The organism is Anaerobacterium chartisolvens (genome assembly GCF_003337415.1).
In the GTDB taxonomy this organism is placed as follows: domain Bacteria; phylum Bacillota; class Clostridia; order Acetivibrionales; family DSM-27016; genus Anaerobacterium; species Anaerobacterium chartisolvens.
In genome coordinates this window covers 12,823-27,289 of the sequence record NZ_QPJT01000012.1, presented here as the reverse complement: position 1 = coordinate 27,289, position 14,467 = coordinate 12,823, and the positions used below count along the sequence as shown (strand labels likewise).

Sequence of the window (14,467 nt, the reverse complement as noted above, 5' to 3'; positions counted from 1 at the left end):
TGGTTAACTGTCTTAGCCGCCGTTATATAATATACGGCGGAAAAAAGGGGTGCGGTATGGTGGTTGGTATTGGAACGGACATTTTAAAGATTGAACGTATAAGAAACGCCTTAAGTGACGGCTACAGCGCTTTTCTAAGAAAGACCTTTACATTGGAGGAGCGGGAGCAGGCGGCATTGAGGCCAGACCCCGCAATGTATTTTGCAACAAGGTTTGCAGCTAAGGAGGCCGTTTTTAAAACCTTAGGCATAGATGGAAGCTTTGTCGATTTGACTGAGATAGAAATTATCAATAATGAATTTGGGCAGCCTGCTGTGCAATTGTTCGGAAAGCTTAAGCAAGTAGCCGAGAGTAAAGGAGTAAGCAGCGTAATGGTATCCATTTCATATGAAACGGAGTATGTGTCTGCATTTGCTGTCGCGCAAAGATAGAGAAGCTTATTTATCCTGAAATTATACGAGGAGAGTTTAAAATGGGTACAGATTTTATGAGCAGGCTTTTGGAGAGAGCAAAGGCTGCTCCAAAAAGAATTATTTTTCCCGAAGCGGAAAATGAAAAGGTTATTCAGGCTGCAAGAAGGATTAAGGATATGGGAATTGCTTATCCCATCCTTGTAAGTAAAAAAGGGACAGCCGAGGGCTTAGCAGCGGGGCTTAATATATCAACTGACGGGTTTGATTATATCGATAATACAGACGAAACAATACTGGTCGACACTGTTCGGTCATATTTGGCGGTAAGCAGCGAGCTTACCGAGAAAACCTTAAACAGAAAGCTTAAAGCTCCTTTGAATTTTGCCGCGGCTATGGTCAAAATAGGAAGAGCCGATTGTCTTGCCGCAGGTATTGACCATACGACGGGTGAGGTTATACTTGCAAGTCAGATGTTTATCGGCATGGAGGAAGGGATTAGCACAATATCCAGCATAGGTATAGTTGAAGCTCCGGGTTATCAGGGCTCTGAAGGCAATCTGCTTGCTATTACGGACTGCGCGGTTTGTCAAAACCCAAATGCTTCGGAGCTTGCGGATATTGCATGTACATCTTCAGATACAATGAAAAGCTTGCTTGGCTGGGAGCCAAGAGCGGCGCTGATCTGCTTTTCTACCGACGGCAGCGGCCAGCATGAAATTACAGAAAAGGTGGTGGAGGCCGTAAGGCTTGCTAATGAGCGCAGGCCTGACCTTGCCATAGACGGGGAATTCCAGCTTGATGCCGCATTAAACCCAATGGTGGCCGCTAAAAAGGTAAAGAGAGAAAGCGGTGTTGCAGGCCGTGCCAACATAATTGTATTTCCTGATTTAAACGCAGGCAACATAGGCGTAAAGCTTATACAAACCTTCGGAAACGCTCTCGCGCATGGCCCGCTGCTGCAAGGCTTTGCAAAGCCCGTAACGGATTTTTCAAGAAGTGCTCCGGTGGATGAAATAGTCGGCAATCTTGTCATGCTTGTGGTAAGGGCGGGTAAATAAGTGTATGAAGGGGATCAGCATGGATAAAAAATATAAACTGTTTGCAATAAATCCCGGTTCAACCTCTACAAAGGTTGCTCTGTTTGAAAACGATAGGCTTATTTTCTCGTCAAACGTTTCTCATGACGCATCTAAGCTTAAGGAGTTTCCTGAGATAAGCGACCAATTTGACTATCGCAAGGAAACTATTCTTTCAGAGCTTGAAAAAAGCAGCATCAGCCTTGAAGGCACAAATGCTTTCGTAGGGCGTGGAGGCGGGCTGGTTTCACTATCAGGAGGGACATATACAATAAATGAAACTCTTCTTAATCATGCAAGAGTTGGGTTTACTGTAAAGCATCCGGCAATACTGGGAAGCCAGTTGGCATATGATTTTGCATGTACCTATGGCGGGGAGGCGTATGTTGTAAATCCTCCCGATGTTGATGAATTTGATTCCATTGCCAGAGTTACAGGTATGTCTGAGGTTTTCAGAGAGAGCAGAATTCATGCTCTGAATCAAAAAGAAATAGGTATCAGGTATGCCGTAGGCATAGGAAAAAGCTATGAGGAGGTAAATCTGGTTATTGCCCATATAGGTGGCGGAGTATCGGTAACCGCTCACAGAAGGGGGCTTATGGTAGATTCAAATGATATTGTAAACGGCGACGGGCCTATGGCTCCCACCAGAGCAGGCTCCATACCTGCTAACGCTCTGATTAAAATGTGCTTTTCCGGCAAATTTACTGAAAAGGAAATGTATGCCCGCATTACAAAATCAGGGGGACTTGTTGATCATCTGGGAACGTCGGATGTGAAGGAGATTTTGGGGCGCATTGAAGAAGGAGATCAATATGCAAAGCTGATATATGATGCGATGATTTATCAAATAGCAAAAAATATAGGAGCCTATGCCACTGTCTTAAAGGGAAATGTAGATGTAATAATTCTGACTGGAGGGATTGCAAACGACCGGTATTTAGTTGAGCAGGTCACTGAAAGGGTTAAGTATATCGCTCCGGTTAAGGTGATGGCCGGGGAGTTTGAAATGGAGGCTCTGGCTAGTGGTGCCTTGAGGGTGCTTACAGGCGTGGAGGAAGCAAAAGATTATACTGGAATTCCCGTTTGGAGCAGCTTTGAAAAAAATGCTATATAGGATGCGATAAAGATTTTACAAACATAGAGGATATAATTGCTTACAGAAATTTTTAATAGCAACGAAAAGATGAATTTGGGGGAAATGTCTCTAGGGTCCGAGCATTCATTCACTTTTCTTAGATGTATTCCTTACGGGTCAAAAAAATTTCTTCCATCAAGTTATATCCTCCATGTAAAATCTTTATCGCTACTATAACATCTGAAAAGTTTATTTCTAAGGACAAAATTTGTCTATATTAACTTAAGAAGTGGCAAGCTGGCGATAGAATTTATTTTTATAATTAAATTATCAAGATAATTCTATATAGGATGCAATAAAGATTTTACAAACATGGAGGATATAATTGCTTACAGAAATTTTTAACTACAACGAAAAGACGCCTTGCGGGGAAATGTCTCACGGGTATGTCATCAGGCGCTTTTCTTAGATGTATTCCTTACGGGTGAAAAAAATTTCTTCCATCAAACTATATCCCCCATGTAAAATCTTTATTGCTAAATATATATTATCAAGCTAATGCAATTAGTGAAAGGGGTAAAATGATGAAATTCGGATGCAGTCTCGAATTGATTAATATGCGTACAAGCGGGCCTAATTTTATAATCAAGCAATCTAAGCTGTATTGGGTTGAGATGTTTAAGCTGGTTGCTGCTGCGGGGTTTAAAGGCATTGAGCTGCCGTACAATCCTTTTTCAAGTGACCCGATGGCCTTTGAAATCGGCAGGTGCGGAGTTCCTATAAGCGCATTTGCAGTCAATGCCAAATACGGTTCGCCCAAGGAGTTTATGGCATTTCTCAACGAAGTGGGAATAGAAGAGGTCACAGGCGTTCATATCAACGCAAATGATGTTATGCTGGAAATTATTGCTTCGGGACAGGACATGTCGGTTTACTTTAACCTGTTCGAGAAAATGGGCATGGAGGCCATTGATTTCCTCTGCTCTCTTGGAAGCAAGGTCTTGGTAGTATCCCCCACACCTGAAATAGGCTGGCTTGAAAGAATGGTTAACGGAGATTTGAATGGGGAATTTGCGGCAAAGACCACAGAGCTTTTGAAGAAGCTTGTTGCCGCCGCCAAAGAAAAGGGGATCAGCACAGCGATAAAAAATGAGTATTGGAGTCTGATGAGGGGAAAGGCGGCAGCTGACCTCTTAAATCAGGTGGAAGGAGCTTTGTTTAGCCCTGATCTGGCGCATATACAAATTACAGGCGATGATCCTGTTATGGTGATAAACGCTCATAAGCACCAGTTAGCAAATGTGAGATTCAGTGATACTGATTTTACAGATGAGGTGGGCAATTATAAAAAGATTAATGCTGAAATTCCTGTGCAAGGAAATCAGAAGGTGTTTTCAGATCTGGGAGAAGGCAGCGTGGATTTGCTTGGAGTTGCAAAGGTGCTTAAGGACAACGGCTATGATGGCTGGATAATATGCGAGTCAAAGAAAACTCTGAATATCCATAGGGCATTATTAAAAATGCGCTGGTTTATAGACCATGAAATCGTCAACAAGTTAGGAGGTGATAAATAGTGTCAAATTTAAAATATTCATATCAAACGAATATGTGGGGACTTATGGTACAGTATCCTAAACTGAATAACTGGAATGAATGGTACCAGAAGGATTTTAGTAATGCTGTTTATTATCTGGATTGGGATCAAATTTTAAAATATCATGTGGGCGCGGGTTTTAAAGGCATTGAATTAATGTTTCACATGGAGCCTTATATTGACCAGTTCTTTGGACATGCTAAAAATTTTTCCGATTTCGCTAAGGAAAGAGGGATAGAGGAAGTAACGGGTACATTTGCTATAGCGTTTAATTCGCAGGATAAATCAATGCATGAAAGTGCATTAAAAAGCCTTCAGGGCATTATAGATTTTACGGCAAACCTGGGCGGCAAAAGAATCAATATCATGCCTGCGGGCGGATATTATGGACTTGGGCCTCTTTCAAAGGATCAGGTAACGGCGGCTGCGAGCTTCATGAATGAATTTGGAAAGCGCTGCTCCGAAAAGGACATTATTCCCTGTGTTCATACCGAGTTCTGGGGGTCAATAAATAAGAATGAATTATATAGCTATATAGAGCAATTGGATCAAAGGTATGTCGGCTTCTGTCTTGACACCGCTCAGGTTTTGATAATGGGCTATGACCCTGTAAAATTCTATGACGATTACCATGAGTTTGTAAAGTATTTTCATTTAAAGGATACAACCTTCGCATATGCTCCTGATGAATTAAGGCTGAAGGCAGGGGCGGAATTTCAGGATGGTGGAGACCGCTGGTTCTGGGAGCTTGGCTCCGGGCAGGTTGACTTTGTCGGGCTGTGGAAGCTGCTGAAGAAGCACCGCTACAAAGGCTGGATTGGACTTGAAACCGACGGCACGCCTGATCCTATGGCGACCATGCTTTTATCAAAGTACTATATAAACCATGTGCTTTCACCAATTTATGAATAAGCAAGCAAAAGATAATGAGTTAAAATTAAAAATTATTTTACGGAGGGCGTTAATATGAACACTCAATTTTCTAAATTCCTGCAGATAGGAATAATTGTGGAGGATGTAGAGGCAGCTACAAAGCGCTATGAGGAAGAGTACGGAATCGGGCCGTGGAACATAATAGAATTCGGACCGAAAATGTTCCCTAAGATGCTTGTAAACGGAGAGCCGGGAATGCTTGAAATGAAGAACGCTTTTTGCCAGATTTACGGCTTTGAGCTTGAATTAATCCAGCCTGTATCAGACAGCCCTTATAAGAAATGGCTTAAAGAGCATGGCCCCGGCCTGCATCACATAGCTGTAATAACAAGGGACGGCTTTAAGGACGTTATTTCCGAGCATGAAAAGCTTACTGGAAAGAAGCCGTGGATCTGGTGCAAGGAAGACAACGGCAAGGACGGAGAAGGAATGGAATTTGCTTATCTGGATTTGGTTAAGGAGCTTGGACTGTTCGTTGAGATTTACAATGAGGACAAAAAGGGTGGTCTGGAGGCTTAAGACCTGAACATCAAAATAAATAAAAGGATTTTAAAAAGGGGGTATTCTCTTATGGGAAGATTGGTAACGCTTTTCACAGGCCAATGGGCAGATCTGGAGTTTGAAACAATGTGCCGGAAGGCGCAGGAAATGGGCTATGAAGGACTGGAAATTGCATGTTGGGGAAATCACCTGGACGCCATGAAGGCTGCAAAGGATGACGCTTACGTAAAGCTTATTCTGGATACACTGGCGAAATACAACCTAAAATGTGAGGCAATAGGCTCACATATTATAGGCCAGTGCGTGGGTGATTATAATGACCCGAGATTAAACAATTTTGCACCTAAGGAGCTGTGGAACAAGCCTGACGAGATTAGAGCCTGGGCAATTGAGCAGATGAAATATTGTGCAATTGCAGCTAAAAGGCTTGGTGTAAAGGTTGTAACAGGATTCACAGGGTCCCCCATTTGGAAGTATCTATATTCATTTCCTCAGACAACGGAAGAAATGGTTGACGAAGGCTTTAATGAAATTGTGCGCTTGTGGACTCCTATATTGAATGTTTTTAAGGCCAACGGCATTAAATTTGCTCTGGAGGTTCATCCGGGAGAAATTGCATTTGATTATTATTCCACTGAAAAGCTGCTTGCAAAGTTTGCCGACAGGGAGGAATTCGGACTCAACTTTGACCCCAGCCACTTAATATGGCAGGGAATCACACCTCACGTGTTCCTAAAGGATTTTATCAAAAGGGTATACCATGTTCACATGAAGGACGCAGCGGTTACTCTTGATGGGAAATCGGGTCTGCTGGGCTCACACATAGATTTTGGCGACTTAAGAAGAGGCTGGAATTTTAGATCTCTTGGACATGGAGATGTTGACTTTGAAAATATTATACGTGTATTGAATGCTTATGATTATCAGGGGCCATTGTCTGTGGAATGGGAGGACAGCGGTATGGAAAGAGAATACGGAGCTTCCGAGGCCGCCGCTTTTGTTAAGAAGGTCGATTTTGCACCCTCAAATGTTAAGTTTGATGATGCCATAAAATCTTAAAGGGGGAGTAGCTATGCAAAGGAAAAAATTACGTTACGGTATGGTCGGCGGAGATTTAAATGCGTTTATAGGAGGCGTACACCGCGCTGCTATCAGCTTTGAAGGAAAAGCCTTTTTAGTGGCGGGATGCTTTAATCCTGACCAGAGCGCAAACAGAGAATGCGGAGAGTTTTACCAGTTAGCTGATGACAGAATCTATGCCGATTACAAAGAAATGGCTGAAAAAGAAAGCAAAAGAGAGGACAAGCTTGATTTTGTAACTATAGTTACCCCCAATTTCCTGCACTATCAGGTGGCAAAGGAATTCCTGTCAAAGGGAATCAACGTGGTTTGTGAAAAGCCGTTATGCTTTGAGCTGGAAGAAGCAAAAGAGCTGGAAGCGCTTGCGAAGGAGAAGGGGCTTCTCTTCTGTGTAACCTATGGCTATTCAGGCTTCCCTATGGTTAAGCTTGCAAAAAAGCTGGTTAAAGATGGAGTAATAGGAGATATAATAAATGTAAATGCGGAGTACCTGCAGGAATGGCTTATTGATGATATAGGAGCCGGTGACATAAGCACCAATAAGCTTTCGGTTTGGAGAAAGGACCCTAAGGTAGCGGGAATTTCAAATTGTGTTGGTGATATAGGCACCCATATTAAGCATACAGTTTCATATATTACCGGCCTCAAGCTTAAAAAAATAGCGGCTAAATTGGACTATTTCGGACAACCGCTGGACTTAAACGCAAATATACTTGTAGAGCTTGAAAATGGAGCAAGCGGAGTTTTCTGTTCTTCACAGGTATGTGTGGGACATGCAAACGGACTGGTTGCAAGAATATTTGGAACTAAGGGAGCCATTGAGTGGGTGCAGGAGGACCCCAACTATTTGAAAGTGACACTGAAGGGACAGCCGCCGCAGATCTACAACAGAGGAATGGGGTATGTGACAGGAAGAGCGTCAGAATTGAACAGAATTCCAAGCGGGCACCCCGAGGGGTTGTATGAAGCATTTGCAAATATTTACAAGACTTATATAAATGCGCTTTTAAAGAAAATCAACGGAGAGGAATTGTCCGAAAACGATTTGGACTTCCCTACAGTTTCAGAAGGCGCTGAGGGCGTTAAATTCATTCATGCCGTTATTGAAAGCAATAAAAAGCAATCGGCATGGGTTAATTTATAAACATAAAAGCTGTAAAACCAATGGCATTATTTGTATAGCGGTTAAGTAAAATTAACCGCCTTTTTTTACTCCAAATCAAAAACAATCACATAAAATATTTGAGGATGATATTATGTATACAAATAAGGAAATTGTTTTAAAAATGTACGAGGTTATTTTTAATGGGCATGATTTAAGCCGGGCAGGGGAATTTATTAAAGACGATTATATCCAGCACAATCCCGGCGTTGAAACGGGCTTGAAGGGCTTTGTAAAAGCCTTTACCTCTCATTTCCAAAGGTTTCCTCAGTTTCATGTTGAAATAAAGAGGATTATTGCCGAGGGTGATTATGTTGTGGTGCATTTGCATTCTAAAGGCTCGCCTGATGAGCTAGGCGGCGCCGTAGTGGATATTTACCGCTTTGAAAACGGCAAGGCTGCAGAGCACTGGGATGTGCTTCAAAAAATCCCCGCTGAACCGATACACAATAACGGAATGTTTTAACTGGAACTACAATGGTAAACCCTGGAATTAAAATAAAGCGGCTTGCATATTACATGTTAATTCTCAGGGGGTCTTTTTGTTTCATAATGCTTAAACGGATATCTGAAGGGGAATAACCTTTTATTGATTTGTATACCCGGTTAAAGGTTCTTATGCTGTTAAAGCCGCATCCATAGGCAATATCAATTATAGGGTCGGGAGAAGATTTTAAAAGGTTATTTACCTTCTCAATTCTAATAGTATTGAGATAAGCTTTAAAGTTCTGCCCGGTAATTTTATTAAATATTTTTGAAAAGTAGGCAGGACTTATTCCTAGATGATTTGAAACATCCTGAAGTGATATGCTGTATAAATAATTATGCTCGATAAATTTTATGGCTTTTTGAATTAACCTTATGCTTCCGCCCGCTGTGTCATAATTATCCCTTTCGATAGGCTGCTGGGGCAGGTGCCTTAGAAATAATCCTATAAGCTCAATTAAACGGGAGGCTACTAAAATTTGATAGTGCGTGTCCTGCCTTTGGATTTCCCGGTAAATATAGTTTATGCAAGCCTTCATCTCATCTATGTCATTAACGCTCAGACCGAGGCCGGAGATTGTTGACTTATCAATAAATGGGTATGAAAAATGTAAGCCTGATGGAAGCTTTACTATTTTGTCAATCAGCTCAGGACGGAAAACAATTATTAAAACGGTTGAATCCGTGTTTTTTTTGTCGTAATAGTGTATGTCCCCCCCGGTGCATATTGCTATATCGCCCTTCTCAAGCACCTTGGTTTCGCAATTAATACTCATTGTAAGATTTCCTTCACATACCAGAGCTATTTCAATTTCAGAGTGCCAATGTGCCAAAAAATTAATGTTTTTAAAAACAGTGGCATGGATGGGAAATCCAGATTTGTATTCACGATTTTCATGATACACCATAAATGAATTACCTCATAATTAAGATTTTAACATCATTATAGCTTAAACCAAAAAGGATGTCCAGCCTTAGAAAAATAATGCCTCCAGCCCAAGATGAATATGAAAATATCTGAATAAATATTAAATTTACAGCATTGCTATATCGCTTTAAAAGCTTTATAATTTATATAGATCAACAAAAATAAGTTAACATAATACAGTCACATACTAAAACCTGTGTATTTGCATTAACCGATGAAATGGTAAACATCTTTTATAGATTTATCTCATCGGTTATTTGCTTTATCCGCCTTTTTGGCAGGCGGCACTTTTTAACACTACACACCTCCATAAATTGGAATATATTATAAATTTATCAGTATTTACGCCATATGGGGCAGATGATATAATTTAAAGGATAAAGGAGCAAAAACATGAAAATAAGATCTTTTGTATGTATTTTGCTGTTGGCAATAATGTTCTTTTCATCTTTAACGGGCTGTGCGCCATATGGCATAGCGTTCTTTAATAATGCCCCAAACCAAGGGGACAAGTATTTTTCAAAATCTGATATTAAAATAGTGCTTAACTACTACACGTGGATAGCTGCGGAAAAAGACAATCCCATATTTAAACAGTTTTCGGATCTGAACCCCAACATTGAAATCAAGGTAAATTTGCTTCCGGATTCACCTTCAAATATACAGGCCAGATTAGATATATTGGCATTAGGCGGAGGAGAAATGGATATATGGCCTTTTGACGGGGCTCAGCTTACTGAGATAAAAAGAGGGCTGGTTAAAAAAATAGATGAATTTATTGAAAGAGACGGTATTGATATGGAAAAGTGGTTTGGAGCATCTGCTGCAAGCGTGTATTTTAACGGCAGCTATTATGGCCTTCCGTATCGTTCCTCTGTGCCAATGGTTTTTTATAACAAGGATATGTTTGATGAGGCTGGAGTACCGTATCCCACTGATGAATGGACTTATGATGATTTATACCGCATTGCCGGGAGGGTTACAAAGGGAGGAAACAATATCGGTGACCGTAAGGTGTTTGGCTTTATGCAGAACTGGTTTTTGATAGCGGGCGGCCGCCCCGGAAGCAGCACAATTCCTTTCTATGGGCCCGATGGACTAAGCTGCTTTTCAAGCCAGCCATACTGGGAAAAGACGTTGAGCTTAAGAAAGAAAATGCAGGACGAGGGGATTGAAATGCCTTATGAGTATGTCAGGTCAAGAGATACTACTTCAAGCATTGAATTTCTGAGTGGGAGGACTGCAATGACCTATGGGGCAAGCTGGGCAATAAGGGACATGAAGGATAAAAAAAGCTTCCCCGTCCCAATTAATGTTGGATGTGTGCTGCCTCCTATTATAGACAAGTCTGCTGAGAATATTCCTCAAATTTCTGTAGTAGAATCCATGCTGGGAATACCTGAGACTTCCAAATATCCCGAGGAGGCTTGGCGGTTTATAAAGTTCTATATAGAGAACGGTTCTGAAAGCATAGCCAAAAACGGTGATGTTCCTTTATATCTTCCTGCGTACAGCGACAGCCTGATAGAGACTTTTATCGAAGGCTCGGGACTGACCTTTGAGGATGGCAAAAAGTTTTTTCCCGACAAGTATCGCTATGACTTTATTCCAAGAGGCACCGCAAGCTCTGAGTACGTGGATATAATAAGGAAGGAGAGTGAAAAATACCTTACAGAGCAGCAAACGCTTGAGCAGGCGATGGAAAATATAAAAATAAAGGCAGACAAAGCAATAGTTAAGGAAAAGAATTTTCTGAAATATAAAACTACAGATAGTTAAGGTGCGTATAATGTGGTTTAAAAGGCTTGCGAAAAAAGGGTCGGCTATAAAAGGGAATAGGGGCAGGAATTACAGGCATATTCGAAAAACGACTATATCAGGGCGTTTTATCAGAATTTTTATTGTCATTTTTCTGATACCTCTCCTTGCGGGAGGCGTCGTAAGCTATGTTATACAGTCGGAGGCTTCCAGAAAGAATGCTATTACTGTAAACCATGATATTAATACCCGTACCAATATGAACTTGGAAATGATGCTTCAGGGAATTGAAAGAGTTGCAAATGATATTGCCTTTAATGAAAATATTCAAAGTACACTGATAGACTACGAGAAAAGCGGAAAAGCTCCCCTTTCGGGAAAAATGGTTGAGCTGAAAAGCATACTGCTGGATGCTCAAATCAAGACAGATTATTTGGTGTCAAATATAGTATTATTTTCTTATAAAGGCTTTTATTTTACCGACATAAACTTTTACAAGGACTGGTTTAATGTAAAGGATTACCATTTTGGAGAGCTTCTTTCAAAGTCGCATGGAGAAAATATTTGGATACAAAGCCACATTGATAAAAATGATACAAAGACGGGAGCTGCTCATGTAATAACATTAGTAAAAAAAATACGGGTGTCTAAAGGGGACGATATGGGGGTAACCATTGGCTACCTGTTGATTAATGTCAAAGAAAGTGAGCTGTATAAGCTTTTGCATAACTTCGACAATCAATCGGAGGAATTAATGCTGGTCGGCCCCGATTCAAAAATCATAAGCAATAAGGATAAGAGCATGATAGGTAAATCCTTCGATTTATCACAAATATCAGGAAAGTCTGCGGGGAATTATTTTACAAAATACAATGGAGTGGACTGCCTTATTGTTTATTCATGGATGAAAAAAACCGGCTGGTATTTAGTTGGAATCCATGATACTGAAATAATTTTGAGGGACAGCACGCAGTACCTTTATATAGCAATTATAGTTACGTCTATATTGTTTTTGATTTTTGTATTTATTATTACATTAATCAGCAGAAGAATATCAAGGCCCATTATTGGGCTGTACAAGCAAATGAAAAAAGTCGAAAACGGTGATTTTGACGTTACCTTTGACAAGCATAGTGATACAATGGAGGTAGATGAGCTTATCAGAGGCTTTAATGTAATGGTTTATAAGCTTAACAACCTTATAAATGAGGTTTATGAGGCGGAAATAAAGAAAAAGCAGCTTGAAATCGAGGTAAAGCAGGCTGATCTTGAAGCGCTGCAGCAGCAAATTAATCCTCATTTTTTATATAACACCTTGGATTGCATTAACTGGATGGCAAGCTTGGAAGGGAACGAGAATGTTTCAAACATGATTCTGGCGCTCGGCAACTATTTCCGCTCCAGTGTGCACAGGGGGAAAAACTTTGTAACAGTGGAGGAGGAGGTAAAGAATATAAAGGATTATTTATATATCCAGAGTATTCGCTACCGTTTTAAATTTAACGCCGATATCAAGGTTCAGCCCGAAGCGTTAAGATGCAGAACCATGAAGCTTTTACTGCAGCCGCTGGTTGAAAATTCAATTATACATGGGATTGAGCCTAAGGCCGGTACGGCAACTATTACAATAGATATATCAATTTCGGAGGACAGGTTAATTATTATTGTGTCTGACAATGGAGTTGGGATGCCGCCTGAGGTTTTAAATAAAATTCTATACGCCCTGCCTGAAAAGGGAGGAAGCATAGGGCTTAGAAATGTACTGGAAAGACTCAAGCTTTACTATGGAGAGGATACTTATAAAATAGAAAGCGTGAAAGGCGAAGGTACTGCTGTTACTATCAACATTCCATGCTTTGAAAGCACTGATAAAATATAGAGTGATTCTGGAGGGTATCATGTATAGGATATTAATTGTAGACGATGAATACTTGATAAGAAATGGCTTAAGGTATGCTATATCATGGAGAGATATTGGGTTTAAGGTAGCCAGTGAAGCTGCATCGGCGGAAGAAGCGCTGTATAAGCTGGAAAATATTCATGTGGATGTGGTAATCGCTGATATTAAAATGCCGGGTATGAACGGCTTGGACTTAATAAGCATAATCAGAAAACGGTTTCCTCATATTAAAACGGTAATTATCAGTGGCTTTGACGACTTCAGCTATTCTGTAACGGCAATGAAAATGGAGGTTCATGACTATATTTTAAAGCCCATAAATAAAAATACCGTTATTTCTACCTTTACAGCCTTGAAACAAAAGCTGGATGATGAGCATCAAAGACAGGGCATCCAGCAGGCAAGAGAAAATGCCGCCAATAAATTATTTTTTCAAAGGCTTCTTAATAACGATTTTTTAAATAAGGAAGAGTACCTCGAGTTTGTAGACAGGCATGGAATAACTTATCCTTTAGGAGAATGCTGCGTAATTGCGATAAGGATTAAACAGCTTGCGTTAATGGTTAAGGAACAGTTTAATGGCAGCAGAAACAGGCTCGAAGAGGCTTTGGATGATAATTTGAAAAAAGTAAACCGGAAATTGGGACTGGAGCAGTCAAAGTCCTTTTCCGTTATTAATGGCGATAATTATTCGGTGCTGGCAACTGAGGATATTGCAGAGGAGCTGTCCTTACAGCTGAAGGAGGCTATGAGCGGGCTGGCAATTTCTTTCGATATAGGGATAGGACAACCCACAGATGACTTAAATTACATCAGTGTATCATTTTTACAGGCGATAGAGGCTATAAATGAGAACGCTTCCGACAAGCCTCTATATAAATTTACCTCAGATACAGCAAAAAAGGAAATGGACGTAAGCAGAAAATTTTACTTAAGCAAATTGGTTATTCAAAAAATAGAGGAAGGTAAATATGAAGAGCTTGATTCGCTGGTAGCTACAATTTTTGAAGAATTTGAGGGATCAGACTTAAATATTGTTTTTAACTGGTGCGTAAATTCAATATACAGCATATTTGATTACTTTAGCTTGAATAGCTTCTCAAATAAAAAAAATTTTAATGACTTTGATATAACGGTTATTTCTTCGGATTTTTCCATTAATGCAATAAAGGACGCGTATAAACAGAAGTTAAATAAGGTTAAGGAAATGATGAACAGCCTGCACGCAAGCTCGGCTGAATTGGTGGTAAAAAAGGCCTGCGAAATTGCAAACGCCGAATACATGGATGCCGAGCTTTCTCTGCAGGGGATAGCCTCAAGGCTGGATATCAGCTATGGGTATTTAAGCTCGGTTTTCAAACAAATTACAGGTGAAAACTTTTCAGTGTATTTTACCAATATAAGAATGAATCACGCCAGAAGGCTTATTCTGGAAGGCGAGTATAAGATATATGAAATTGCTGATCGAGTGGGGTATACAAGCGCCAGATATTTTACAGATCAGTTCCGCAAGCAGTTTGGCGTTTCTCCAAGTGATTACAGGGCAAGATTTTAAGAC

Annotated in this window: 13 protein-coding genes; 12 read left to right on the top strand and 1 reads right to left on the bottom strand. The window is 40.5% G+C overall.

Annotated elements, in window-relative coordinates; genetic code table 11:
* The first annotated feature begins 56 nt into the window (after nt 1-56).
* From acpS to DFR58_RS11325, 9 genes are all read left to right on the top strand, one after another.
* Nucleotides 57-431 carry a holo-ACP synthase gene (acpS, locus tag DFR58_RS11365; protein ID WP_114298072.1) on the top strand — a complete coding sequence of 125 codons (375 nt, stop codon included), beginning with the start codon at nt 57-59 and terminating at the stop codon, nt 429-431.
* 41 nt (nt 432-472) lie between these two features.
* Nucleotides 473-1,471 carry a phosphate acyltransferase gene (locus tag DFR58_RS11360; protein WP_114297970.1) on the top strand — a complete coding sequence of 333 codons (999 nt, stop codon included), beginning with the start codon at nt 473-475 and terminating at the stop codon, nt 1,469-1,471.
* A 19-nt stretch (nt 1,472-1,490) separates the two neighbouring features.
* The gene (gene buk / locus DFR58_RS11355; RefSeq protein ID WP_114298071.1) at nt 1,491-2,606 is read left to right on the top strand and encodes a butyrate kinase; all 1,116 of its coding nucleotides are present in this window, start codon (nt 1,491-1,493) and stop codon (nt 2,604-2,606) included.
* A gap of 542 nt (nt 2,607-3,148) precedes the next feature.
* Nucleotides 3,149-4,141 carry a sugar phosphate isomerase/epimerase family protein gene (locus DFR58_RS11350; RefSeq protein ID WP_114297969.1) on the top strand — a complete coding sequence of 331 codons (993 nt, stop codon included), beginning with the start codon at nt 3,149-3,151 and terminating at the stop codon, nt 4,139-4,141.
* Nucleotides 4,141-5,073 (top strand): sugar phosphate isomerase/epimerase family protein, encoded by a 933-nt coding sequence (locus DFR58_RS11345; RefSeq protein ID WP_242987570.1) that lies wholly within the window; start codon nt 4,141-4,143, stop codon nt 5,071-5,073. The genes DFR58_RS11350 and DFR58_RS11345 overlap by 1 nt, the downstream gene beginning before the upstream one ends.
* A 54-nt stretch (nt 5,074-5,127) precedes the next feature.
* Nucleotides 5,128-5,613, top strand: a complete 486-nt coding sequence (locus DFR58_RS11340) for a VOC family protein (protein WP_114297968.1) — start codon at nt 5,128-5,130, stop codon at nt 5,611-5,613.
* 51 nt (nt 5,614-5,664) lie between these two features.
* Nucleotides 5,665-6,654 (top strand): sugar phosphate isomerase/epimerase family protein, encoded by a 990-nt coding sequence (locus DFR58_RS11335; RefSeq protein WP_114297967.1) that lies wholly within the window; start codon nt 5,665-5,667, stop codon nt 6,652-6,654.
* A gap of 13 nt (nt 6,655-6,667) precedes the next feature.
* On the top strand, nt 6,668-7,819 hold the full coding sequence (locus DFR58_RS11330; RefSeq protein ID WP_114297966.1) for a Gfo/Idh/MocA family protein: 1,152 nt from the start codon (nt 6,668-6,670) through the stop codon (nt 7,817-7,819).
* A gap of 112 nt (nt 7,820-7,931) precedes the next feature.
* Complete coding sequence (locus tag DFR58_RS11325; RefSeq protein WP_114297965.1) at nt 7,932-8,303, top strand: nuclear transport factor 2 family protein; 372 nt, start codon at nt 7,932-7,934, stop codon at nt 8,301-8,303.
* 49 nt (nt 8,304-8,352) lie between these two features.
* On the opposite strand, the gene DFR58_RS11320 is transcribed toward DFR58_RS11325, so the two are convergent.
* Nucleotides 8,353-9,231: an AraC family transcriptional regulator gene (locus tag DFR58_RS11320; protein ID WP_114297964.1), complete on the bottom strand. Its 879-nt coding sequence runs from the start codon at nt 9,229-9,231 to the stop codon at nt 8,353-8,355.
* Nucleotides 9,232-9,644: 413 nt separating this feature from the next.
* On the opposite strand from DFR58_RS11320, the gene DFR58_RS11315 reads away from it, so the two are divergent.
* From DFR58_RS11315 to DFR58_RS11305, 3 genes are read left to right on the top strand one after another with little or no spacing between them, the layout of a single operon-like run.
* The gene (locus tag DFR58_RS11315; protein WP_114297963.1) at nt 9,645-11,030 is read left to right on the top strand and encodes an ABC transporter substrate-binding protein; all 1,386 of its coding nucleotides are present in this window, start codon (nt 9,645-9,647) and stop codon (nt 11,028-11,030) included.
* Between the two features lie 10 nt (nt 11,031-11,040).
* On the top strand, nt 11,041-12,888 hold the full coding sequence (locus tag DFR58_RS11310) for a cache domain-containing sensor histidine kinase (protein ID WP_114297962.1): 1,848 nt from the start codon (nt 11,041-11,043) through the stop codon (nt 12,886-12,888).
* Nucleotides 12,889-12,907: 19 nt separating this feature from the next.
* Complete coding sequence (locus DFR58_RS11305; RefSeq protein WP_114297961.1) at nt 12,908-14,464, top strand: response regulator transcription factor; 1,557 nt, start codon at nt 12,908-12,910, stop codon at nt 14,462-14,464.
* The last annotated feature ends 3 nt before the right edge of the window (nt 14,465-14,467 follow it).

Excerpts from the sequence above, each read along its gene's own strand:
- acpS (WP_114298072.1), top strand. The coding sequence starts at position 57 with ATGGTGGTTGGTATTGGAACGGACATTTTAAAGATTGAACGTATAAGA.
- DFR58_RS11360 (WP_114297970.1), top strand. The coding sequence starts at position 473 with ATGGGTACAGATTTTATGAGCAGGCTTTTGGAGAGAGCAAAGGCTGCT.
- buk (WP_114298071.1), top strand. The coding sequence starts at position 1,491 with ATGGATAAAAAATATAAACTGTTTGCAATAAATCCCGGTTCAACCTCT.
- DFR58_RS11350 (WP_114297969.1), top strand. The coding sequence starts at position 3,149 with ATGATGAAATTCGGATGCAGTCTCGAATTGATTAATATGCGTACAAGC.
- DFR58_RS11340 (WP_114297968.1), top strand. The coding sequence starts at position 5,128 with ATGAACACTCAATTTTCTAAATTCCTGCAGATAGGAATAATTGTGGAG.
- DFR58_RS11335 (WP_114297967.1), top strand. The coding sequence starts at position 5,665 with ATGGGAAGATTGGTAACGCTTTTCACAGGCCAATGGGCAGATCTGGAG.
- DFR58_RS11330 (WP_114297966.1), top strand. The coding sequence starts at position 6,668 with ATGCAAAGGAAAAAATTACGTTACGGTATGGTCGGCGGAGATTTAAAT.
- DFR58_RS11325 (WP_114297965.1), top strand. The coding sequence starts at position 7,932 with ATGTATACAAATAAGGAAATTGTTTTAAAAATGTACGAGGTTATTTTT.
- DFR58_RS11320 (WP_114297964.1), bottom strand. The coding sequence starts at position 9,231 with ATGGTGTATCATGAAAATCGTGAATACAAATCTGGATTTCCCATCCAT.
- DFR58_RS11315 (WP_114297963.1), top strand. The coding sequence starts at position 9,645 with ATGAAAATAAGATCTTTTGTATGTATTTTGCTGTTGGCAATAATGTTC.
- DFR58_RS11310 (WP_114297962.1), top strand. The coding sequence starts at position 11,041 with ATGTGGTTTAAAAGGCTTGCGAAAAAAGGGTCGGCTATAAAAGGGAAT.
- DFR58_RS11305 (WP_114297961.1), top strand. The coding sequence starts at position 12,908 with ATGTATAGGATATTAATTGTAGACGATGAATACTTGATAAGAAATGGC.